At 72.6% G+C, this 22097-nt stretch carries 15 protein-coding genes; 10 read left to right on the top strand and 5 right to left on the bottom strand.

Annotation, left to right across the window (positions count from 1 at the left end):
* Positions 1–5 precede the first annotated feature (5 nt).
* The 7 genes from ACGFIM_RS21775 (at position 6) to ACGFIM_RS21805 (ending at position 11372) form a co-directional block, all read left to right on the top strand.
* On the top strand, positions 6–6092 hold the full coding sequence (locus tag ACGFIM_RS21775; protein WP_393202910.1) for a hypothetical protein: 6087 nt from the start codon (positions 6–8) through the stop codon (positions 6090–6092).
* Between the two features lie 37 nt (positions 6093–6129).
* Positions 6130–6846 (top strand): hypothetical protein, encoded by a 717-nt coding sequence (locus ACGFIM_RS21780; protein ID WP_393202912.1) that lies wholly within the window; start codon positions 6130–6132, stop codon positions 6844–6846.
* A gap of 6 nt (positions 6847–6852) precedes the next feature.
* On the top strand, positions 6853–7203 hold the full coding sequence (locus tag ACGFIM_RS21785; protein WP_393202914.1) for a cupin domain-containing protein: 351 nt from the start codon (positions 6853–6855) through the stop codon (positions 7201–7203).
* Positions 7204–7338: 135 nt separating this feature from the next.
* A complete protein-coding gene (locus tag ACGFIM_RS21790) occupies positions 7339–8412 on the top strand; it encodes an adenosine deaminase (RefSeq protein WP_393202916.1) in 1074 nt (357 codons plus the stop codon).
* Positions 8409–9017, top strand: a complete 609-nt coding sequence (locus tag ACGFIM_RS21795) for a PH domain-containing protein (RefSeq protein WP_393202918.1) — start codon at positions 8409–8411, stop codon at positions 9015–9017. The genes ACGFIM_RS21790 and ACGFIM_RS21795 overlap by 4 nt, the downstream gene beginning before the upstream one ends.
* Before the next feature lie 283 nt (positions 9018–9300).
* On the top strand, positions 9301–9786 hold the full coding sequence (locus ACGFIM_RS21800; protein WP_393202920.1) for a GyrI-like domain-containing protein: 486 nt from the start codon (positions 9301–9303) through the stop codon (positions 9784–9786).
* Between the two features lie 317 nt (positions 9787–10103).
* The gene (locus ACGFIM_RS21805; protein ID WP_393202922.1) at positions 10104–11372 is read left to right on the top strand and encodes an MFS transporter; all 1269 of its coding nucleotides are present in this window, start codon (positions 10104–10106) and stop codon (positions 11370–11372) included.
* Positions 11373–11478: 106 nt separating this feature from the next.
* Here ACGFIM_RS21805 and ACGFIM_RS21810 read toward each other — a convergent pair whose 3' ends face one another.
* Genes ACGFIM_RS21810 through ACGFIM_RS21825 form a run of 4 tightly spaced genes read right to left on the bottom strand, consistent with a single transcriptional unit; the run spans position 11479 to position 16218 of the window.
* Positions 11479–13110, bottom strand: coding sequence for a phospho-sugar mutase (locus tag ACGFIM_RS21810; RefSeq protein WP_393202924.1), 1632 nt, complete (start codon positions 13108–13110; stop codon positions 11479–11481).
* Complete coding sequence (locus tag ACGFIM_RS21815; RefSeq protein WP_393202926.1) at positions 13107–13922, bottom strand: purine-nucleoside phosphorylase; 816 nt, start codon at positions 13920–13922, stop codon at positions 13107–13109. The genes ACGFIM_RS21810 and ACGFIM_RS21815 overlap by 4 nt, the downstream gene beginning before the upstream one ends.
* Positions 13923–13924: 2 nt before the next feature.
* Positions 13925–15229, bottom strand: coding sequence for a M20/M25/M40 family metallo-hydrolase (locus tag ACGFIM_RS21820; RefSeq protein WP_393202928.1), 1305 nt, complete (start codon positions 15227–15229; stop codon positions 13925–13927).
* On the bottom strand, positions 15226–16218 hold the full coding sequence (locus ACGFIM_RS21825) for an Lrp/AsnC family transcriptional regulator (protein ID WP_393202930.1): 993 nt from the start codon (positions 16216–16218) through the stop codon (positions 15226–15228). Before ACGFIM_RS21825 ends, ACGFIM_RS21820 begins: the two co-directional genes overlap by 4 nt.
* A gap of 110 nt (positions 16219–16328) precedes the next feature.
* Here ACGFIM_RS21825 and ACGFIM_RS21830 point away from each other — a divergent pair, with 110 nt between their 5' ends.
* The gene (locus ACGFIM_RS21830; protein ID WP_393202932.1) at positions 16329–17633 is read left to right on the top strand and encodes an MFS transporter; all 1305 of its coding nucleotides are present in this window, start codon (positions 16329–16331) and stop codon (positions 17631–17633) included.
* Here the strand turns inward: ACGFIM_RS21830 and ACGFIM_RS21835 are convergent.
* Positions 17630–18082, bottom strand: a complete 453-nt coding sequence (locus ACGFIM_RS21835; RefSeq protein ID WP_364059720.1) for a gamma-glutamylcyclotransferase — start codon at positions 18080–18082, stop codon at positions 17630–17632. The two genes, ACGFIM_RS21830 and ACGFIM_RS21835, sit on opposite strands and share 4 nt — an antisense overlap.
* Before the next feature lie 72 nt (positions 18083–18154).
* On the opposite strand from ACGFIM_RS21835, the gene ACGFIM_RS21840 reads away from it, so the two are divergent.
* Positions 18155–19543, top strand: coding sequence for an NAD(P)H-quinone dehydrogenase (locus ACGFIM_RS21840; protein ID WP_393202934.1), 1389 nt, complete (start codon positions 18155–18157; stop codon positions 19541–19543).
* A 261-nt stretch (positions 19544–19804) separates the two neighbouring features.
* A complete protein-coding gene (locus tag ACGFIM_RS21845) occupies positions 19805–22090 on the top strand; it encodes a TIM-barrel domain-containing protein (RefSeq protein WP_393202936.1) in 2286 nt (761 codons plus the stop codon).
* Positions 22091–22097 lie beyond the last annotated feature (7 nt).

Raw genomic sequence — 22097 nt, forward strand, 5'->3', positions numbered from 1 at the left:
CGCCCATGGGGTTCAACGGGATCCTCGTGCCCGACTGGGCCAAGCCGTACGTCGGCTGGGTCGTCGGCATGGACTGGCCGGAGGGCGACGAGAGCGGCTGCTTCCGCATGGCCGACGCCTGCATCACCGCCGCGTACCAGGTGGTCGAGGGCACCGACGCGTACCTGCCGCAGAGCGCCCGCCTGATCGGCGCCGACTGGGACGGCGACGCGCACCTCGCCTTCGCCGCGCACGTCAAGAAGACGGCGGACGCGAAGGTCGCCACCCTGGTCGAGCGGCTGGTGAACGCCGCGCTGTCGCTCAACGGCGTGGGCGTGCAGATCCAATGGGCCAAATACATGATCGAGGCCACGGTCTGGATGCTGATCGCCCAGCTCGCCGTGCTGATCAAAGCGGCCATCGTCAACAAGGCGGTGCTGCTGCTCATCCCCGCGCGCCTGCAGATCGCCCGCATGACGGTCATGCAGATCGCCAAGATATGCCTGCGCAACATCGCCATCTACGCCGCCATCGTGGGCGGCATGGAGGCCGCCGTCCAGGCGCTGCAGATCCACCAGGGCCGCAGGGACGAGTTCGACGTCAAGACGATCGCGATCTCGGCGGCGAGCGGCGGCGCGATGGGCCTGCTAATGGGCCTGATGTCGGGCGGGCTGTCCCGGCTGGCCACCCCCGGCCTGCGCGCCGGGCTGACCAAGGCCGAGATGTCCACGGCGGAGAAGCTGATCGCGGCGGCCCACTCCTCGCTGTACGGCCAGGCGGCGCAGTACGCCGTGGCCGGCGGCCTCACCACCGCGGGCACCATGCTGGCGCAGGGGAACTTCAGCTGGGAGATGCTGGCCAAGGGCGTCACGTCCAGCGCGCTGGGCGCGGACGGGCAGCACCTGGTGACGTCCCTGCCCAGCGGCGGGCCCAGCGGCGGGCCCAGTGGCGGGCCCGGCGGTGGGCCCAGTGGCGGGCAGGGCGGGCCCATGCCCGGCACCTCGCTCGCCTCGGCTCCGGACCCTCAGCCCGGCGGTCCCCGCGAGCCGGGCTCCCCGCAGTCCGGGTCTCACAGCGGCTCTCAGCAGGCGGGCACGCAGCAGCCTGCCGCGCCCAGGGGAGAGGCCACCTTGCAGACGGCCCACCCGGACGGCGGCGGCCAGGCGGCGCTCCCCGAGCCCGCCGGGCAGGGCGGGGCGTCGGCGCAGGCCGCGCGCTCCGAAGGCGCGGCCCCGCAGGCCGCGCGGTCCGAAGGCGGCGGCCAGGCGGCGCGCCCCGAGGGGGCGGGGCAGGGGGCTCGGTCCGAGGGGGCGGGGCAGGGGGCTCGGTCCGAGGGGAGCGGGCAGGCGGCGAAGTCCGAAGGGGCCGGGCAGGCGGCTCGCTCGGAAGGGGCCGGGCAGGCGCGGGGGCCGTTGCGCCCGCCGCGTACCGTCGAGATCGGCGCGCTCGGCGAGACGGCCGTGCACGACGTGAAGGTCCCGCGCGATGCCAAGGCCGCCGCGCAGGCGACGGCCGACGGCGTCGCCGGCCTCACCAAGCGGGAGCACGCGGCGGTCCGCGACTGGCTGGAGCGGGTGCTCGCCGACGGCGACCGCGACGCCTGGACCAAGCGCCTGGCGAAGGGCCACGCGCTGAGCGTCGGGGACAAGGCGCTCTACCTCAAGCTGCGCCCCGAGGACTTCAAGCACGTCGAGAACCCGGACGTGGCCCCGGAGAAGCCGGTCGCCTTCGGCGGTGACGGCGTGGAGGGCAAGTCCGTACGCTCCTCCTCGCGCGAGGTCAACGGCGGCCTGGTCCGCAACCTGTCCGAGTCGCCGGACGCGGCGGAGGAGTCGACCGCGCTGCCCCGTACGGGCCTGGTCGACTCCACGCGGACCACGCACAGCAGCGCCCTCGAGGTGATGAGCGGCCACAAGGTCATCTCGCCCACGCACGACTACTTCGTCGCCGACATCGCGATCGACGTCTACCGCGACGGCACGAAGCTCGCGGGAACGGGCAAGGTCCCCGATCTGGCGGTCACCCTCCCGTTCCCCGAGCAGTTCACCCGCGAGGGGCCGGCGCGGCCGTCCGACCATCCGCCGGCCCGCCCGCGCCACGAGGTGCCGCAGGCGGCGGCGGGCAAGTTCCGCGACCACGGGATCACGGTCAGCGGCCTGGACGTGACACCGCTCGTGCTGGAGGTGCAGCGCCGCGCGCTCGCCCAGGGCGTGCCCGCCGGCGAGGTCGTCAAGATCATCGACCACCTCACCTCGACCATCCTGCAGGAGCAGGGCATCAAGAACCGCAGCCAGGTGCTGCTGTCGAGCGGGGCGGTCTCCGAGGCGATCAGATTCAAGACGTCGATGCTGCGCTCGGCCGAGGAGTCCATCAGGATCACCGGCGAGGTGGCGCGGGTCGAGCCGGTACGCGCAGACGGTCCCCCCGTCGAAGGCATGCTCAGGGACGACCTCGGCCGGCGCAACGGCGAGAGCGTGGGCCACCGGCAGGGCAGGGAACTCAACCTGCACGTGGGCGGCAGGATCGGCGTGCGCGTCGGGCACATCGCCGAGGCCATCGGGCGCGGTGTCTTCGGCTTCGGGTTCGGTTCCGATCACATCGCGACCTCGAACAGGGCGCTCGGCAACCACACCGTGGTCACCGAGCGGGCCGACCTCACCCTGTACGACGCCCACCTGCGCCTGCGGGTCGAGACGGAGACGATGGGCACGTTCACCGTGGAGGTGCCCGCCGAGCTGGCCCTGCCCACCCGCGACGCGCCCGGACTCGAACGCGACGTCTTCGGCCACGAGCTGACCCCGCGCGGCGAGTTCGGCCGCATCCAGCAGGAGCTGGCCGACCTGCACAGAGAGCTGAACCGCGTACGCCGGGACTTCGCCCCCGGCAGGACGGCCTACGACCCCCACCCGCTCGAACCCCGCACGCTCGCGGCCGGACGCGGCCCCGGCCTGGGCAGCGCCATCAGGGTCCACGCGGACACGCGGCTGTTCACCGAGCTGCGCCAGGCCGTCGAGCAGGCGCTGCCCGGCATGCCGCAGAGCGTCAAGCGGCAGATCGTCCGCGACCTGGAGCTCCGCTTCGGCGGCGCCGCCCTGGAAGCGGACCTGACCTACGCGCTGAACGGCATCAGGTACGAACGCACCATCGCCGGCCACACGATCGAGGTGGTGGCGCGGGGCGAGCTCGGCGCCAGGCAGGAGGCCGGCGCGGCCGGCCAGGTGCTGAACGAGCGCCGCATCACCGCCTGGAACGGCACCAGCCAGCGTGAGGTCTCGGCGGGCCTGCGCGGCGAGGTGGCCGCCGTGGCACGCGTGGACATCGGCAAGGCGCTCAGCACCGGCGTGCCCCATGGCATGGTGAAGGTGGACGCCCCCAACATCGCGGGCATCGTCAGCGGCACGAAGGCCGACGCGGTCGCGGTCTCCTCCGGGCACACGCGTTACGACCGTACGGAGGCGGGCGGCGGCTTCACCTTCACCAGGGACCTGTCGTTCGACGTCGACATGCGGATCTCGCGGGACGGCGAGGTGGTCGCGGACACCTCCTGGCGGGTGGACGGCAGCCGGGCGGAGATCGTCGTGCCCGAGCCGCACCTGCAGCGGACGCCGCTGCTGGCGGAGGACGTCGCCGGCGTCGGCCGCATCGAGCGGCTGCCGGAGCCGCCGCGCGACGTGTGGGCCCACGACGACCGCCTGCACGCGATCGTCCGCCTGGGCGCGATGCCGGATCTCGCGCGGGTGGTGGGCGAGGTCCACGCCGCCTGGGCCGATCTGCCGGCGCCGGTGCGGCGGCTCGACGTGCCGTACACGATCGAGAACGTCGTGGACGTGATCGGCCTGGAGACCATGATCACCTCGCATCCCGAAGGGCTGCCCCACCTGGTGGCCGAGCACGGCGGCCGGCGGTACGAGCTGCACGTGCGCGCCGACGTGGCGGGCATGACGTACGTGAAGTCGGAGAGCGGGGTCGAGCACGAGGCGTACGCCAGCAGCAACTCGCGCGTGATCGAGGGCGGGAGCGGCACGCGCGGCGTCGGCGGGCACGCGCGGGCCGGCGTGCGGCTCACGCTCGGCGGCGACGGCGAGGGCGGCCGCCCCGGCACCGGGACCGAGCACAAGCTGATGGCTCGGGCCGGCGTGCACGCCGCCGCGAAGAGCATGTCGCTGGAGACGTCCTACCGGGGCGGCGGCGACGTCAGCCGCGTCACCTATGGCGACGGCGGCACCTCGCACTGGTACCGGGGCGACCTGGTGCTGACCGTGACGCCGACCAGGACCGACGGGCGGGTGGTCGAGCAAGGGGAGCCGGTCCATCTTCGCGTGGCGGACATCGTGGACATCGTGCTGCCCGACGAGTTGGCCCGCCGCCACGACCTGGACGTCCCAGAACCGCCCGCCCGCCCGGCGGAGGAGCCGGAGGCGGCCGGGGACGTGGCGTCCGGTGCGGAGGCGGCGCGTCCCCCCGAGCAGGCGGCGGAGGAGCCGGAGACGGCCGGGGACGTGGCGCGCGCCTACGTGGCACCCGAGGCGGCGATGAGCACCGCCTCCGTGCACCACCTCGACGCGCGCGGTGTCCTGCCCGCGATCGTCGAGACGCTGCGCGGCGAGGGCCTGCTCCCGCCCGGCCAGGAGCTCACCACGCACCCGGTGGCCGAGCACCTGCGCGGCCACTTCGGCCAGGGCGCGCTCGCCACCAAGCTGGGCGACCTGCGCGGGAACGGCGTGTCCTCGTGGCTGTTCGTCACCGACGGGGCCGGGCGGATCACCGAGCGCGTGGGCATCAGGGTCACCGCCGAGCTCGGCGACGGCGTCCACGTCGGAGCACGCCCCGACACGGGCCTGATGCTGCGCAGCGAGCGGCTCAGCGGCGGCCAGGCGCTCCACGAGCGGGGCACCGACCACGGCGCCGAGCTGCTCGGCCGCTACATCAGGACCTCGGACGGCGACGTCGTCGGCGGTGAGGCCGGGACCGCGACCTACCACGACGCCCACGGCGTCGAGGCCCGCGGAACCAACGTCAAGGACATCAACCGCTTCCAGACCCGGGAGGCCCCGCAGGAGTTCCGGCACCCGGTCACGTACGACATCACGCTCGAACGCACCAAGGTCGGCCCCGTTATGGAGCCGCTGCAGGGCGCGGCGCGCGGCATGCTGCTCAGGGCGGGCGAGCTGACCGGCCACGACGGCGCCGTACGCCTCTTCGACCGGCACGTCGGGGTCACCACGACGACCGGCGCGAAGGCGCACGGCGAGGTCGGGCTGCTGGTGGCCGGCCACCTGACCACGGAGGTGCCGCACGGCACGCCGGTCACGGCGCGCACCGAGGTCGTCGCGGACCGGCCGCGCTGGGCGGAGCCGGGCGGGCCTGGCCCGCTGACCGCCACGCTCGGACAGGGGGTGCCCAAGGGAGACGTCAACCAGGTCGCCTTCCCCGCCGCCAGGGTGCTGGAGGAGTGGGCGCCGCTCGCGGCGGTGGCGCCCAGGCTGCGCGCCGAGGTGCCCGCGACGGCCGACCGGCCCGCCGGGTTCGAGCTCTCCCGCCCCGAGGGCATCGCGCTGAACGAGGCCACCAAGGAACGCACGATGCGGGCCCACCTCGGTGACCTGCTGTCGCACGCGTACCCGCTGCCCGGTGTCGGCACGGTCGGCATCGAGGTCACCGGGGTCCGCGAGATCGCCCACGCCCAGGTCAAGCAGCGCGTGTACGCGCAGGCCATGGACACGACCGGGCACGGCGAGTCGAAGGGCGGCGGCCGGGCCGGGCGCGGCGGCCTGTCCGGCAGCCTGAGCGATTCGTCACCCGGTGGGGAAGGCGGCCACGGCTCGGGCTCCGAAGGCGGTCATCACGCGGGGCCGCAGACCGTGGCGTACGGCGGCGCAGGCGGCGGCTGGAAGACCCGCGAGGAGGCCGGGTCGCGCAACGCCGACGTGCGCGAACGCAACTACCTGGAGACGGAGCACGAGAACACGCACCTGGAGTGCGACGTCTCGGTGGTGGTCCGCGGCAAGGGCACGCCGCTCGTGCTGGACGTGGAGCGGGGCCTCTACCTGAGGCTCACGCCGGAAGGGCTCGCCGCGCTGGAGGAGGCCCACCCGGGAGCGCTCGGACGATAAGCGCTTGCCAGGCCCGCACGCTGGGCATTTACCGGGCATGCGCACGTCATCACCGCCACCGGGCCGGCCGCCGCGCGCCCGCCCGGCGCAGCCGAGCAGTGGGGATCCGGCGGAGCCGGGCCGCGCCCGCGTGCCCCAGCCGGGCCGGCCGTCGCGCGCCCAGCCGATGCGCCGGGCGCCCGCCCGCCTGGCCGTGTTGACCGCGTTCGCCGTGTTCGCCGGTCCGATCGTGCTGGCGGGGTGCGGCGACGTCCATCAGGCCACGCTCTCCCAGACCCCGCCCACGGCATCGCCCGGGAAGAGCACCGCAGCCGGGCAGCCGGCGCCGACGCACACCGCCGAGGTGAAGGTCGAGCGCGGCGGCATGGAGCCGGCCATCGTGACGGGCGTGCGGTACGCGGCGCACGACACCTACGACCGGGTCGTGGTGGACCTGCGCGGCGGCATCCCCGGATACGACGTGACGTGGGTGGAGGAGTTCGTCCAGGACGGCTCGGGCAAGCCCATCGACGTGCCCGGCGGGGCGTACCTGCTGCTCACGCTCTTCCCCGCGCAGGCGCACAACGACAACGGCAAGCCGACCTGGCGCGGCGGTCCCGTCTACACCGCCGGGCTCGGCAACGTCACCAAGGTCGTCAGGACCGGCGACTTCGAGGGCCGCGTCGGCATCGGGCTCGCGCTGACCAGGCGGGCCGGCTTCCGGGTCACCGAGCAGGGGTCGCCGGACCGGCTCGTGCTCGACGTGGCACACTGACCTGTCGTGGTGAGAAAGATCGAGGGGGCCTCGCGCATCCCCGTACCCGGTGGCAAGGTGATCGACGAGCACGTGGGCCGCGTCAACAGCGGCGACGAGGCGGTGTCCATCGCCCACATGATCGCACCGCCCGGCTGGGAGGAGCCGCCGCAGACGCCGTCGTTCACCGAGTACACCGTGGTGCTGCGCGGCACCGTGCTGGTCGAGCACGACGGCGGCACCACCCGGGTCGACGCGGGGCAGTCGGTGGTGACCTCGCCGGGGGAGAAGGTCCGCTACAGCGCCGGGCCCGAGGGCGCCGAGTACATCGCGGTCTGCCTGCCCGCCTTCTCACCCGAGACCGCCGGCCGCGAGTAGAGCGGCCGTGCGCGCACGCGGGCGGCGCGCTGAGAGCGAACGCGGCGCGAGCGGCGGGCGAAATGCGGTGTAAAGCCGTGTGTGCCCGGCGACCGGGGGCGACCGAGAGCCGGACGGTCCTCATATCATGGGCGGATGAGCCCCACGCTTGACGAGATCCGGCGGGCTCCCAAGGTGTTGCTGCACGATCACCTCGACGGCGGGCTCCGCGCCGAGACGATCGTCGAGCTGGCCCGGGAGACCGACTACGGCCGGCTGCCCACCCACGATCCCGACAACCTGCGCCAGTGGTTCGAAGAGGCGGCCGACTCCGGCTCGCTCGAACGCTACCTGGAGACGTTCGATCACACCGTCGCCGTCATGCAGACCCGCGAGTCGCTGATCCGGGTCGCCCAGGAGTGCGCGGAGGACCTGGCGGCCGACGGGGTGGTCTACGCCGAGGTGCGCTTCGCCCCCGAGCAGCACACCACCCTGGGGCTGAGCCTCGACCAGGTCGTGGAGGCCGTGCTCGAGGGCTTCGAGCGCGGCTCGCAGGGGCGCGGCATCCGGGTCGGCACGCTGCTGACCGCCATGCGCCACCAGGCCCGCTCCCGCGAGATAGCCGAGCTGGCGGTGCGCTACCGCGACGTCGGCGTGGTCGGGTTCGACATCGCGGGCGCCGAGGCCGGCTACCCTCCCACCCGCCACCTCGACGCGTTCGAATACCTGCAGCGGGAGAACGCCCACTTCACCATCCACGCCGGCGAGGCGTTCGGGCTGCCGTCGATCTGGCAGGCCATCCAGTGGTGCGGCGCCGACCGGCTCGGCCACGGCGTGCGCATCATCGACGACATCTCGGTGTCCAGCGACGGCACGGCCAAGCTGGGGCGGCTGGCGGCGTACGTACGCGACAAGCGCATCCCGCTGGAGATGTGCCCCACGTCCAACCTGCAGACCGGCGCCGCCCCGTCGATCGCCGAGCATCCCATCGGGCTGCTGCGGCGGCTGTACTTCCGCGTCACCGTCAACACCGACAACCGCCTGATGAGCTCCACCAGCGTCTCGCAGGAGTTCCACAAGCTGGTCGAGGCGTTCGGCTACGGCTGGGACGACCTGCAGTGGTTCACGGTCAACGCGATGAAGTCGGCGTTCCTGCCGTTCGACGAGCGGCTCGCGCTCATCAACGGCGTCATCAAGCCCGGGTTCGCGCAGCTCAAGTGGCAGCCGTGAAGCAGGTCTACCGCAGCAAGGCCGCCTACGTCATGGCGTGGGTCTGGCTGGTGTTCGTCGCGCTCAACGTCGTCGACCTGATCGTCCGCTACAGCGGCAAGTCGTCGCTGGTGGCCCTGGCCGTGCTCGCCGCGCTGACGGCGCTGGTCTACGCGGTCGCGCTGCGCCCCGCCACCGTGCTCACCGAGGAAGGGCTGGTCGGGCGCAACCCGTTCCGCACCACGTTCCTGCCGTGGGCCTCCATCGAGGACGTCAGCGTCTCCCACTCGATCAACGTCCGCTACGGCGACGACCAGGTCCTCCGGCTGTGGACGCCGATGAGCAGCGCCCGCGAGCGGGCCAAGGCGCAGCAGCGCGGCACGCCCGCCAAGCAGCGGGGCCGCTTCGCCACCGAGCCGGTCCTGCCGAAGGCCGAGCAGGCGGCGGCCGAGGCGTTCGCCGGCAAGACGCACGCCGACTGGGTCGGCGACCAGATCCGCGAGCGCGCCGAGTCCGCCAAGCGCCGCTCCGAGGAGGCCGGGCCCGCCCGGGTGACGTGGTCGTACGACTCGATCGCGGTCCTGGCGATCGCGCTGGTGCTGGTGATCGCGGCGATCGTCGCGTAGGACGGTGACCGGCATCGCCGAGCCGAGGTCCACCGCTGGGACGACTGGCGTCACCACCTCGGGACGGCGCTGAGCCCGACCGGCTCAGCCTGCTGCCGGGGGTTGGGTCCGATCGGCTCAGCCTGCTGCCGAGGCCGGGGCTGGGGCCGGGGCTGGGGCCCGAGGCCGGGGCTGACCGGGTTCGCCTGAGGGCGAGGGCCAGGACCCCCGGGACATCCCCTTGAGCCGGGCGATGAGTTGTGCGGGTGTGGCCGGTCTGTAAGGGGGAGTAGGAGGTTTCAGCATGCCCGAAATCGTGGAACTCCCCGAGCGCCCCTACATCGGGCTGCGCGGCACCGTCACCATGAGCACCATCCCCACCATCGCCGACCGGATCGGCGAGATCGTCGGCTGGCTGGCCGGCCGCGGCGTCGCCCCCGCCGGCGCGCCGTTCCTGCGGTACGAGAGCTTCGAGCCGGACGGCGAGGCGATGGTGCTGCAGGCCGGCGTCCCGGTCGCCGAGCCGGTGGAGGCGGAGGGCGACTACTTCGCCGGCGTGCTGCCCGCCGGCCGCTACGCCACCGCCACCCACCGCGGCCCCTTCGACGGCCTCGCCGGAGCCACGGGAGCGCTGCTCGCATGGGGCGCGGAGCAGGGCGTGAAGTGGGACGTGACCGATCGAGACGGCGCCGAGCACTGGGGCTGCCGCCTGGAGCTGTACACCACGGACCCACGCACCGAACCCGACCCCGCCGGCTGGCTCACTGAGCTCCAGATCCGCCTGGCGTAGCCGGGCGCCTGGGCCGGTTTCGTCTTCCCGGGCCTGGGCCGTCTGACGGTTCCCGGGCCTGGGGCATCCGACGGTTCCCGGGTCTGGGCCGTCTGACGGTTCCCGGGCCTGGGCCGTCCGACGGTTCCCGGGCCTGGGCCGCCTGACGGTTCCCCGGCCTGGGCCGCCTGACGGGCGCGTCCTCCGGCCGAGTCCGATCCCGTCGGATCGGGTAGCGGTGGTCCTTCGTGCGTGGCGGGTCCTAGGACGGATGGCCGATCCGTTCCCGGGCCTGTGCCGGATCCGCAGGGCGGCTCTTCGCCGCGAGACTCGTGCGGGTGCGACTCTCCCCATCCGGTGACCGCTCCGTGCGGCTCTTCCTCGTCGGCATGTTCGTCGACGCGCTCGGCAACGGTCTGTACGTCCCGCTGACGTTGCTCTTCATCCAGCAGGTGACCGGCCTTCCGCCGGCGACGGTGGGGCTGGGGGTGACGGTGGCGGCCGGGCTGGGGCTCGCGGCCAACCCCGTGGCGGGCGTGCTCATCGACCGGTTCGACGCGCGTACGGTGCTGGTCGGCACGTACGTGATCCGCGCGCTCGCCTTCGTCCTGTACCCGCTGGTGGACGGCTTCGGCGCGCTCATCGCGATCGCCGCCGTGATCGCGGTCGGCGACCGCGCCTACTACCCGGCGTCCAGCAGTCACGTGGCGGCGATCGCGGCGGGCGGCGGCCGGGACCGGCTGTACGCGATGCAGGCCACCGCCCGCAACGTCGCCTTCGGCCTGGGCGGCCTGCTGTCGGCGGGAGCGGTGTCGCTCGCCGGTCAGCCGGGTTTCACACTGATCGCCCTGTTCAACGCCGCCAGCTTCGCCCTCGCCGCGACCTGCCTTCTCCTCCCCGGCAGCAGCCCCTTGAGCGATTCCCGGCGGCTCGGAGGGTCCCCGGAGGAGGAGCCGGCGGGCGGCGGAGTGCCTGGTGGGCGGCGGGCGGCGGGGTACCGGCGGGTGCTCGCCGACCGGCCGTTCATGGGGCTGGTGGCGGCGGAGCAGGCGTTCACGCTGGCTCACCTGATTCTGTCCGTGGGCCTGCCGCTGTACGCCGTCTCCGTCCTGGAGCTGCCGGCGGCGCTGCTGGGCGTGCTCTACACGGTCAACACGCTGCTCGTCGCGGCGGGGCAGCTTCCGGTGCGGCATGTGCAGCGGCATGCCCGCCGTACGCACGCGATGGCGCTGGCCGGTGGCGTGTTCGTGCTGGCCTGCGCCCTGTACGGGGTCACCGCCCTGGCCCCGCCAGGTGCGCCCAGGGTGGTGGTGCTGGTCGTGGCGACCCTCGTCTTCACACTGGCCGAGCTGATGCACACGGCTCCGGCCGCGTCGCTGGCCGCCGGGGCGGCACCGGCAGGGTCGCGGGGCCGCTATCTGGCCGTGCATCAGATGACGTGGGCGGTCGGGCAGGTGGTGGCGCCCGCCGGGTTCTCGGCGCTGGTGAGCTGCTCGCCGCCGCTGCTGTGGGCGGCGCTCGGCACGCTGCTCGCCCTCGCCGCCGGCGGCCTGCTGCGCCTCGCCAAGCGCCTCCCTGCCGAAGCCGTCAGCGCCCCCGCAAGCTGAGGCCTCCGCCGGCCCGCCCGCACCCACCGCGCGGCGCGAGCACCCGCGCGAGGCGGGGCGGGCGGGCCAGGGCGAGAACCGGGGGCCGGGGAGCGTTCGGCCGCCGTCAGCCGAGGCCGAGCCGGGTGGCGAGGTCGGCTTTGATCGCCTCCAGGCGCTCGGCGGCCAGCGCGCGGGCGTCGGCGGGCGTCGTGGTGACGGGGACGACGACCTCCAGGTAGCACTTCAGTTTGGGCTCGGTGCCGGACGGGCGGACGACGACACGGGCGCCGCCGGCGAGCCGGTAGCGCAGGCCGTCGGTGGGCGGGAGGCCGCCGTCGCCGCGTGTGAGGTCGTCGGCGGCGGTCACCGTGAGGCCGCCGAGGCTCGCGGGCGGCTCGGCGCGCAGCCGCGCCATGGCATCGGCGATCAGCGACAGGTCGGCGACGCGGAAGGAGAGCTGGGTGGTGGCGTGCAGGCCGTAGCGGCGGGCCTGATCGTGGAGCAGGTCGAGCAGCGTACGCCCGTCGCGCTTGGCGGCGGCGGCGATGGCGGCGACGGTGAGCGCGGCCCCGATGCCGTCCTTGTCGCGGACGGGCAGGCCGGCGTCGGAGCCGACGCTGTAGCCGATGGCCTCCTCGTAGCCGAACACCAGCCCGGGACCCGCCTTGATGATCCACTTGAAGCCGGTCAGCGTCTCGCCGTAGCGCACGCCGTGCGCCTGGGCGATCTTGGCGAGCAGGCTGGAGGAGACGATGGTGGTGGCCACCATGCGGTCGCCGCTGGTGTGCGCGATGACGTGCTCGGCGAGCAGGCCTCCGACCTCGTCGCCGGTCAGCATGCGTACGCCGCCGTCCGGCAGCGGCACGCCCACCGCGCACCTGTCGGCGTCGGGGTCGTTGGCCAGCACCAGGTCCGCGCCGATCTTGGCGGCGAGCGCGGCGGCGAGGTCCATCGCGCCGGGCTCTTCCGGGTTGGGGAAGGCGACGGTGGGGAAGCCGGGATCGGGGTCGCGCTGCTCCTCGACCGCGATCGGGGCGTCGAACCCGGCGGCGAGGAACGCGCGGGTCAGTGTGTCCGCGCCGACGCCGTGCAGCGGCGTGTACGCCACCCGCAGCTCGCGCGCGTCACCGAGGGGGAGCGCGGTCAGGGCGGCGATGTAGTCGCCGACGATGGAGTCGTCCAGCTCGGTCAGCGTGCCGGGGCCGCCGAGCGGCAGCTCGTCCACCCGCCCGACCGCGTCGATGGCGGCCGAGATCTCCGCGTCGATGGGCGGCACGATCTGGGAGCCGTCGCCCCAGTAGACCTTGTAGCCGTTGTCGCGGGGCGGGTTGTGGCTGGCCGTGACCGTCACTCCGGCGTCGGCGCCCAGGTGGCGTACGGCGAAGGCGAGGACGGGGGTGGGCAGCGGGCGCGGCAGCAGCGAGGCGTGCACCCCGGCGCCGGTGAGCACGGCGGCGGTGTCGCGGGCGAAGACGTCGGACTTGTGCCGGGCGTCGTAGCCGATGACGACGTGCTTGCCGGGCCCGAGCACCGCGGCGAGGCCGGCGGCGGCGCGCATCACCGTGACCCGGTTCATCCTGTTGGGCCCGGCGCCCAGCTCGCCGCGCAGGCCCGCGGTGCCGAACTCCAGCCGGGATCCGAAGCGTTCCCGCAGCGCGGGCAGGTCGTCGGCGTCGATGAGCGCCGACAGCTCGGCCCTGGTGTCGGGGTCGGGGTCCTGGGCCAGCCAGGCGCGGGCCTCCTCCAGGAGGCTCACAGCCGGTCCACCACCTTGGCCAGCAGCACGCCCATGCGGGCGGCGGTGGCCCTGCCGACCTCGAGGACCTCCTCGTGGTTCAGCGGCTCGTCGGTCAGCCCGGCACCCGGGTTGGTGACGAGGGAGATGCCGAGCACCTCCAGGTCGGCCTCGCGGGCGGCGATGGCCTCGAGGACGGTGGACATGCCGACCATGTCGCCGCCGAGCGTGCGCAGCATGCGGATCTCGGCGGGCGTCTCGTACGTCGGGCCCCTGAAGGCCACGTACACGCCCTCGGCCAGGGTCGGGTCCACCTCGCGCGCGAGCGCGCGCAGCCGCCGGGAGTACACCTCGGTGAGGTCGATGAACGTGGTGCCGGTGATCGGGTTGGCCCCGGTGAGGTTGATGTGGTCGCTGATCAGGACCGGGTCACCGACGTTCTGGGTCTCGGGGCGCAGGCCGCCCGCCGCGTTGGTGAGCACGAGCGTGCGCACGCCTGCCGCGGCGGCCGTGCGCACGCCGTGGACCACCGCGTCCACCCCGAGCCCTTCGTAGAGGTGGGTGCGGCCGAGGTAGATGAGCGCGTGCCGGCCGCCGGGGGTGCGGACGACGCGGATCTTGCCGCCGTGCCCGGCGACGGCGGGGGCGCGGAAGCCCGGCAGGTCGGTGAAGGGGATCTCGCTCACCGTCTCGCCGAGCGCGTCGGCGGCGGGCACCCACCCCGACCCCATGACGAGCGCCACGTCGAGCGGCGCGTCGAGCTTGTCGAGGCCCGCGGCGCTGCGCAGCGCCGCGGCGGCCTCACTGGCCAGGGTGTATGCGTCTTTCGTCACCTTCAGTAGTTTAGAAGCAGCCTGTCCAGCACCCGTACGCCGAACTGCAGCGCCTCCACCGGCACCCGCTCGTCCACGCCGTGGAACATCGAGGCGAAGTCCATGTCGGCGGGCAGCCGCAGCGGCACGAAACCGAAGCCGCGCACGCCGAGGTCGGCGAAGAACGTCTTGTTGTCGGTGCCGCCCGACATGCAGTAGGGGATGGCCCGCGCGGACGGGTCCTCGGCCTTGAGCGCCGCGATCATCGACTCGACCAGCGCGCCGTCGAACGAGGTCTCCAGCGCGATGTCGTGGTGCACGAACTCGCGGCGCACCTTCGGCCCGATGAGCTCGTCGATCGTCTTGAAGAACTCCTCCTCGTGGCCGGGCAGGAAGCGGCCGTCCACGACGGCGGTGGCCTGGCCGGGGATGACGTTCGACTTGTAGCCGGCGCCGAGCTGGGTCGGGTTGGTGGTGTTGCGCAGCGTCGCGCCGACGAACCGCACCAGCGGCCCGATCTTGTCGAGGATCGGCTGCGGGTCGTCCTCGTCGAACGGGATGCCGAAGGCGTCGGCGACCTCGGTGAGGAAGCGGCGCACGGTCTCGGTGTAGGTCAGCGGCCACTCGTGGGCGCCGATCCTGGCCACCGCCTTGGCGATCTCGGTGACGGCGTTGTCGTCGTTGAGCATGGAGCCGTGGCCGGCCGTGCCGTCGGCGATGAGCTTCATCCAGGCCAGGCCCTTCTGGGCGGTCTCGATGAGATAGAGCCGCAGCGACGGGTCCACTTCGAGCGAGTAGCCGCCGACCTCGCTGATCGACTCGGTGACGCCCTCGAACAGCTCGGGGTGGTTCGCGGTGAGGTACTTGGCGCCGTAGACGCCGCCGGCCTCCTCGTCGGCCACCCAGGCGAAGACGATGTCGCGGCGCGGCCTGACGCCCTCGCGCTTGAAGCGGCGCAGCACGGCCAGCATCATCGCGTCCATGTCCTTCATGTCGACGGCGCCGCGGCCCCAGATGTAGCCGTCGCGCACCTCGCCCGCGAACGGGTCCACCGACCAGTCGGCGGCGTTGGCCGGCACGACGTCCAGGTGGCCGTGCACGAGCAGCGCGGGCAGCGAGGAGTCGGTGCCCTCGATGCGGGTGATGACGTTCCCGCGGCCCGGCTCGCTCTCAACGTACGTCGGCTCGATGCCGACCTCGGCCAGCCTGGCCATGACGACCTCGGCGGCGGCCCGCTCACCGGGGCCGCTGCCGTCGCCGTAGTTGCTGCTGTCGACGCGGATGAGCTCCGCGCACAGGTCGGCGACTTCCCTCTCGGCAGGGGTCATGGTGTGTTCTCCCAACGGTGATCGAGCGTGAGCAATCCGGACTTGTGAAGGTGACCGCGCTTGTAGGCGCGGGTGATCAGGGTGAGGTCGACGTCGGTGATCTCGTCGTACTTGCCGACGACGCCGGTCATGAATCGGTAGAGCGCCGCTTCATGCGCGGCGACGACCTGCACGATGAGGGAATGGGTGCCCGTGGTGGCGGCGCAGTAACGGACGTCGGGATGCGCGGCGAGCTGCCGGCCGACGCTGTCCAGGCCGTGGGGGCGGACCTTGAGCCAGAGCATGGCCTCTACCTCCAGGCCGAGCAGCGCGGGCTCCACCTCGGCGCGCGGCAGCAGCAGCCGCCGCTCGATGAGCGAGGTGAGCCGCCTGCGCGCGGTGGGCACAGAGACGTCGAGGCGCTCGGCGACGGCGGTGAACGCGATCCGCCCGTCGGCGGCGAGCAGCTCGGCGATCTCCATCTCCAGCGGTGTCAGGCCCTCCTCGTCGGGCAGCGGCTCCGGGGGAGGCGGCGGGCGCAGCTCGGCGACCTCGCGCTCGGTCAGGTAGGGCGCGTGCCACTCGGCGACGGTTCTGAACGTGTGCAGCACGACCTGGGTCTGCGTCTGCAGCACGCCGTCGATGCCGGTGACCTCGGCCGACAGGATGTGGTGCAGGTCCTCCCTGCTGGGGGCGACCAGCTCGCAGCCGATGTCGGCGGCCCCGGTCAGCGCGTAGACCGAGCGGGTGTCGTTGCGTGCGGCCAGCGCCCTGGCGACCTCGGGCACCGAGCCCGGGCGTGTCTGGACGTGCAGGTGCACGGGGCGGCCGTGGCCGGTGCGCAGGTCGTCGTAGATGGCGGTGACGCGGACGACGCCGTCGGCCATCAGCCGCTGCAGCCGCCGCGCGACCGTGCGCTCGTGCTCGCCGACGGCCCTGCCGATCTCGCCCCACGATGCGCGGGGGCTGACTTGCAGGGCGGCGACGAGTCGCCGGTCGAGAACATCCACCTGATGCCGTTTCTATGTCTGGTTTGTAAAAGTTTGTGATGACATTTGACTGTTTCGGTCGTCCGATTGCACAGTAGGCCATCACTGCAGTTGTCAGCAAAGGAGCCCACGTGGCGACTTCCCCGGTGGCGCATTCACCCCTCGGCATCCCCAAGAGCCGCACCCGCCAGCTCATGGCGGCCAGCATCGGCAACGTCGTCGAGTGGTACGACTGGTACGCCTACAGCTTTCTCGCTCCCATCTTCTCCGGTCTGATCTTCGCCGAGAACTCGGACAACTCCCTGGTACCGCTGATCAGCTCGTTCGCCGTCTTCGCGGTGGGCTTCTTCATGCGCCCGCTCGGCGGCCTGGTGGTCGGCGCGTTCGCCGACCGCTACGGGCGTAAGGCGGCGATGACGTTCACGATCGTGCTGATGGGCGTGGGTTCGCTGATCGTCGGCCTGACGCCCACCTACGCGGCCGTCGGCCTGCTCGCCCCCGTCATCCTGACCCTGGCCAGGCTCATCCAGGGCCTGTCGGTCGGCGGCGAGTTCGCCGCCGCGACCACGTTCCTCGTGGAGTCGGCCCCGACCGGCCGCCGCGGCCTCTACTCGAGCTTCCAGTACGTCAGCACCACCATCGGCCAGCTCCTCGCCTCCGGCCTGGCCGCCCTGCTGACCACGCTGCTGCTCGAACCCGACATGAAGTCGTGGGGCTGGCGCATCCCGTTCTTCGTGGGCGCCCTGCTCAGCCTCGTCGGCCTGTGGATCCGCAAGGGCGCCGACGAGACCTCCGCGCTCGCCGAGGAGGTCAAGAGCGGCAAGGCCGAGCGGCCCAAGATGTTCGAGTTCCTCAAGAACTACCCGAAGGCCGCGGCCACCATCGTGGGCATCACGATCGCCGGCACCGTCGCCTACTACACGTGGACCACGTTCCTGCCCACGTACGCGCAGATCACCGTCGGATTCGACGAGGCCGACTCGCTGCAGATCGGCACGATCTCGCTGGTCTTCTTCATGATCCTGCAGCCGCTGCTCGGCATGCTGTCCGACAAGATCGGCCGCAAGCCCATGCTGGTCACGTTCGGCATCGGGTTCCTCGTGCTGCCGGTGCCGCTGCTCGGGCTGCTCACCGACTCGTACGCGAGCCTGCTGATCATCCAGCTCATCGGCATGGTCTTCCTCGGCTGCTTCACCTCGATCTCGGCGGCGGTGAACTCCGAGCTCTTCCCCACCCGGGTGCGGGCGGCGGGCGCCGGGTTCCCGTACTCGCTGACCGTGGCGATCTTCGGCGGCACCGCCCCGCTGATCGGCACGGCGCTGAAGGACGCCGGCAACCCCGGCGCCTTCCCGTGGTACATGTCGGCGCTGGCGCTGATCTCGACCTTGGTCTACCTCTTCGTGCTCAAGGAGACCAAGGACAGGCCGCTCAGCTAGCCGCCGTAAGACGTGCAGGGGCGCTCTCGCAGCTCTTTGACGTAGTCGTCGGGAGCGCCCGCACGCTCGGCCGCCTCGGCCAGGCTGCACAGGTAACGGGCCGATGGCAGGCCGCCCTCGTAGCCGTCGAGCACGTAGAACCAGGCCACGACCTCGCCTTCGAGTGTCTGCACGCGCAGCCGCACCTTGTGGTACGCGCCGCGCACGGCGCCTTCCCACTGGTCGAGCGAGGTCTCCTCCCACTCGGGCACGTCATAGAGCACGACGAAGACGTGCTCGTTGGGATCTTCGACGATCGTGGCGACCGCGCCTTCCCAGGCGATGTCGTGACCCCCGAACGTCAGGCGCCATCCCGGCAGCCAGCCGACGCCCCTGATCGGAGAGTGCGGGGCGCGCATGGCCATCTGCTCGGGGTCCATGTTGCTGCCGTAGGCGGCGTAGACAGGCACAGCGAACAAGAGTAGCGCGTGATACCACGCCCCGTTTCGCTCTCGGCATCGGGCATGCGGGACAATGGTTACGTGACGAGGATCGTGATCATCGGCGGCGGACCAGGTGGCTACGAGGCGGCGCTGGTGGCCGCTCAGCTAGGCGCGCAAGTCACGATGGTCGAGCAGGACGGCCCCGGCGGCGCGTGCGTCCTGACCGACTGCGTGCCGTCCAAGACGCTGATCGCGACCTCCGTGCGCAAGCAGGCGCTGCTCGACGCCCCCTCGCTCGGCGTGTCGTTCTCCGGCGGGGCCGATGGCGACGCCGGCTCGGTGGGGGTCGATCTGCCGCTGGTCAACAAGCGGGTCAAGGAGCTCGCACAGGCGCAGTCGGCCGACATCGCGACGCGGGTCGAGGCCGAGGGCGTCGAGATCATCAGGGCGCGGGGCCGGCTGGTCGATCCGCAGGTCGTGCGGGCCGGCGACCGTACGATCAAGGCCGACGTGGTGCTGGTGGCCACCGGGGCGACCCCGCGTGTGCTGCCCGGCGCCGAGCCCGACGGCGAGCGCATCCTCAACTGGCGCCAGCTCTACGACCTGGAGGAGCTGCCCGAGCACCTGATCGTCATCGGCTCGGGCGTCACCGGCGCCGAGTTCGCCGGCGCCTACCGGTCACTGGGCTCGGAGGTCACGCTGGTCTCCAGCCGCGACCGCATGATGCCCAACGAGGACGCCGACGGCGCCGAGGTGCTGGAAGAGGTCTACCGGCGGCGCGGCATGAACGTCATGGGCCGCTCGCGGGCCGCCTCGGTCAAGCGCACCGCCGACGGCGTGGTGGTGACGCTGGAGGACGGCCGCACCGCCGAGGGCTCCCACGCGCTGATGACGGTCGGCATGGTGCCCAACACCTCGGGCATCGGCCTGGAGGAGGCCGGGGTGCAGCTCGACCGCAACGGCTTCATCAAGGTCGACAAGGTCTCGCGCACGTCCGCGCCCAACGTCTACGCCGCGGGCGACTGCACCGGCGTGCTGATGCTCGCCTCCGTCGCGGCCATGCAGGGGCGCATCGCGGTCTGGCACGCGCTGGGCGAGGCCGTCCAGCCGCTGCGGCTGGCCACCGTCGCCTCCAACATCTTCACCGACCCCGAGATCGCCGCCGTCGGCGTGGCGCAGCGGGCCATCGAGGCGGGGGAGATCGACGCGAACGTGGTCAAGCTGCCGCTCGCCACCAACGCCCGCGCGAAGATGCAGGGCTTCAACGACGGTTTCGTGAAGCTGTTCTGCCGCCCTCACACGGGCATCGTGCTGGGCGGCGTGGTGGTCGCGCCGCGCGCGTCGGAGCTGATCCTCGCCGTGTCGGTGGCGGTGCAGCAGCGGCTGACCGTCGACCAGCTCGCTCACACGTTCGCGGTCTACCCGTCGCTGTCGGGCTCGATCACCGAGGCGGCGCGCCGGCTGATGCAGCCGGGCGTCTCCATCTGAGACCCGCCGTCCGGTTGATGCGGCCGGGCGTGTCCGTCTGAGACCTGTCCGTCCGGCTGGTGCGGCCGGGCGTGTCCGTCCGTCACCAGCCGATCGTCGCTGCCGCCCTCCCGGTGGCGGCGCGACGGTCCAAAGGCCGAGGCGTCTGCCTCGGCCTTTTTGTGTGCCCTGCGGCAAGCGGAGGGACTTTCGACCGTTGACCTTTGTTGGTATGGACAGCAAACTAATTCAGAGTCTTGCGCCCGCGTTGAAGGAGCCTCCATGCCCTATCGCCCGCCCTTGGTCGCGCACGAGTACTTCGTCGCGGATCCGCCTGAGTTGCCGGTACGCGAGCGTGGTGAGGGCGGCCTGTCGGCGCTCGCCTCCGCCGAGCTATTGGCGGCCGACGGTGCCGGCGTGCTGCTCAAGGCGGTGACCACGGCGCAGGAGACGCTGGTCGTGCAGGTCGGTGCGGCCGGCGAGGGCGTGATCAGGGTCAGGCTGTCGGAGGATGCGACCGCGCGGCCGCGTTCGGAGCAGGCGATCGCCCTGGTGACGCCCGGCACGTACGAGGGCGCCCGCGCGGTGGCCGAGCCCGGCGAGCCGATCGTGATCGACGCCGGCTCGCTGCGCGCCGAGATCGCCCTGTCGCCCTTCCACCTGCGCTTCACCGACGCCTCCGGCGCGATGCTGGTCGAGCAGGATCGGGGGCACACCGACATCAGCGGCCGGCTGCGCACGCTGCCCTTCGGCCGCTCCCGCGTCTCGGGCACGCCGGTGGCCTACCACGAGAGCTTCGCCGCCGCGCCGGACGAGGCGTTCTCCGGGTTCGGCGAGTCGTTCACCCGGCTGGACAAGCGCGGCCAGCGGCCGGTGATGTGGAACTTCGACGCCTTCGGGGCCGAGTCGCAGCGCGCGTACAAGAACGTGCCGCTCTACCTGTCCAGCCGGGGCTACGGGGTGCTGGTGGACAGCGGCGCGCCGGTGGAGTTCGACGTGTGCCAGTCCACGCACAGCGTCGTGCAGATCGTGGTGCCCGACGACGTGCTCGACTACTACGTGATCGCCGGGCCGACGCCGCCCGAGGTGCTGGAGCGTTACGACCGGCTGACCTGCCGGCCCACGCTGCCGCCGAAGTGGGCGTTCGGCACTTGGATCTCCTCCGGGTTCTGCGTGGACAGCCAGGAGCGGGTGCTGGCCAGGGCGCGCACGATCAGGGAGCGCGGCATCCCCTGCGACGTGCTGCACCTGGACACGTACTGGCAGACCGACGGGCACTGGTCGGACCTGAAGTGGGACGCCAAGAACTTCCCCGACCCGGACGCCATGCTGGCGGAGCTGGACGAGATGGGGTTCAAGGTCTGCCTCTGGATGAACCCGTACGTCTCCCACCTCAGCCCGCTCTTCCGCGAGGCCGCTGAGGCCGGATATTTCCTGAAGAATCAGGCTGGGCTCGTGTACGTCGCCGACTGCTGGCACGGCTCCTTCCCCGCCTGCGGCATCGTCGACTTCACCAACCCGGCGGCCGTCGAGTGGTTCAAGGGCCTGCTCCGCCCGCTGCTGCGCCAGGGCGTGGCGCTGTTCAAGACCGACTTCGCCGAGGGCGTGCCGGCCGACTCGGTCGCCTGGAACGGCATGTCCGGCACCGACCTGCACAACGTCTACACGCTGCTGTTCAACGACGTCGTCGCCGAGGTCACCCGCGAGGTCAACGGGCACGGCCTGGTGTGGGCGCGCTCGTCGTACCTGGGCGGGCAGCGCCACAGCGCCCAGTGGGGCGGCGACACCTACACCAGCTACGCCGCCATGGGCAGCACGATCAGGGGCGGGCTCGCGCACGGCCTGTCCGGCGTGCCGTTCTGGAGCCACGACGCCGGCGGCTTCACCGGCCGCCCCACCGACGACCTGTACGTCCGCTGGACCCAGTTCGGCGCGCTGTCGCCGCTGCTGCGCCTGCACGGCACCACCACCCGCGAGCCGTGGGAGTTCCCCGCCGTCGAGGCCGAGGCGGTCGCCGCGCTCAGGCTGCGCTACCGGCTGATGCCCTACATCTACTCCGCCGCCGTCGAGGCCGCGCGCACGGGGGCGCCGATGATGCGGGCGCTGTGCGTCGACTACCCGGACGACCCGGTGGCCTGGCAGGCCGACCTGCAGTACCTGCTCGGCCGGGACCTGCTCGTGGCCCCCATGACCGCGCCCGAAGGCGTCCGGCAGGTCTACCTGCCCGCGGGTCAGTGGGTCGACTACTGGACGGGCGAGGTGCTCGACGGCTCCCGCTACGTCAGGGTCGCCAAGCCGCTCGACCAGATCCCGCTCTTCGTCCGCTACGGCGCGCTCATCCCCGTCCAGGAGGAAGGCGACACGGTGGACGTGCCGGAGCAGATCACGCTCGTCGCCTTCGGGGGTGGCGACGCCACGGTCCACATCCACGACGCCGACGGCCTGACGGTCGCGGTCGCCACCAGGGACGGCGACGAGCTGCGCGTCGCCGTCACCGGCCCGAAGCGCGTCACCGGCGTGGACATCGTCCCGGTGGCCGGAGCTCCCGCGCGGGCCGTCCTCTCGTAACACCCCC

It is taken from the genome of Nonomuraea sp. NPDC049309 (assembly GCF_043196965.1).
Lineage (GTDB): Bacteria > Actinomycetota > Actinomycetes > Streptosporangiales > Streptosporangiaceae > Nonomuraea > Nonomuraea fastidiosa.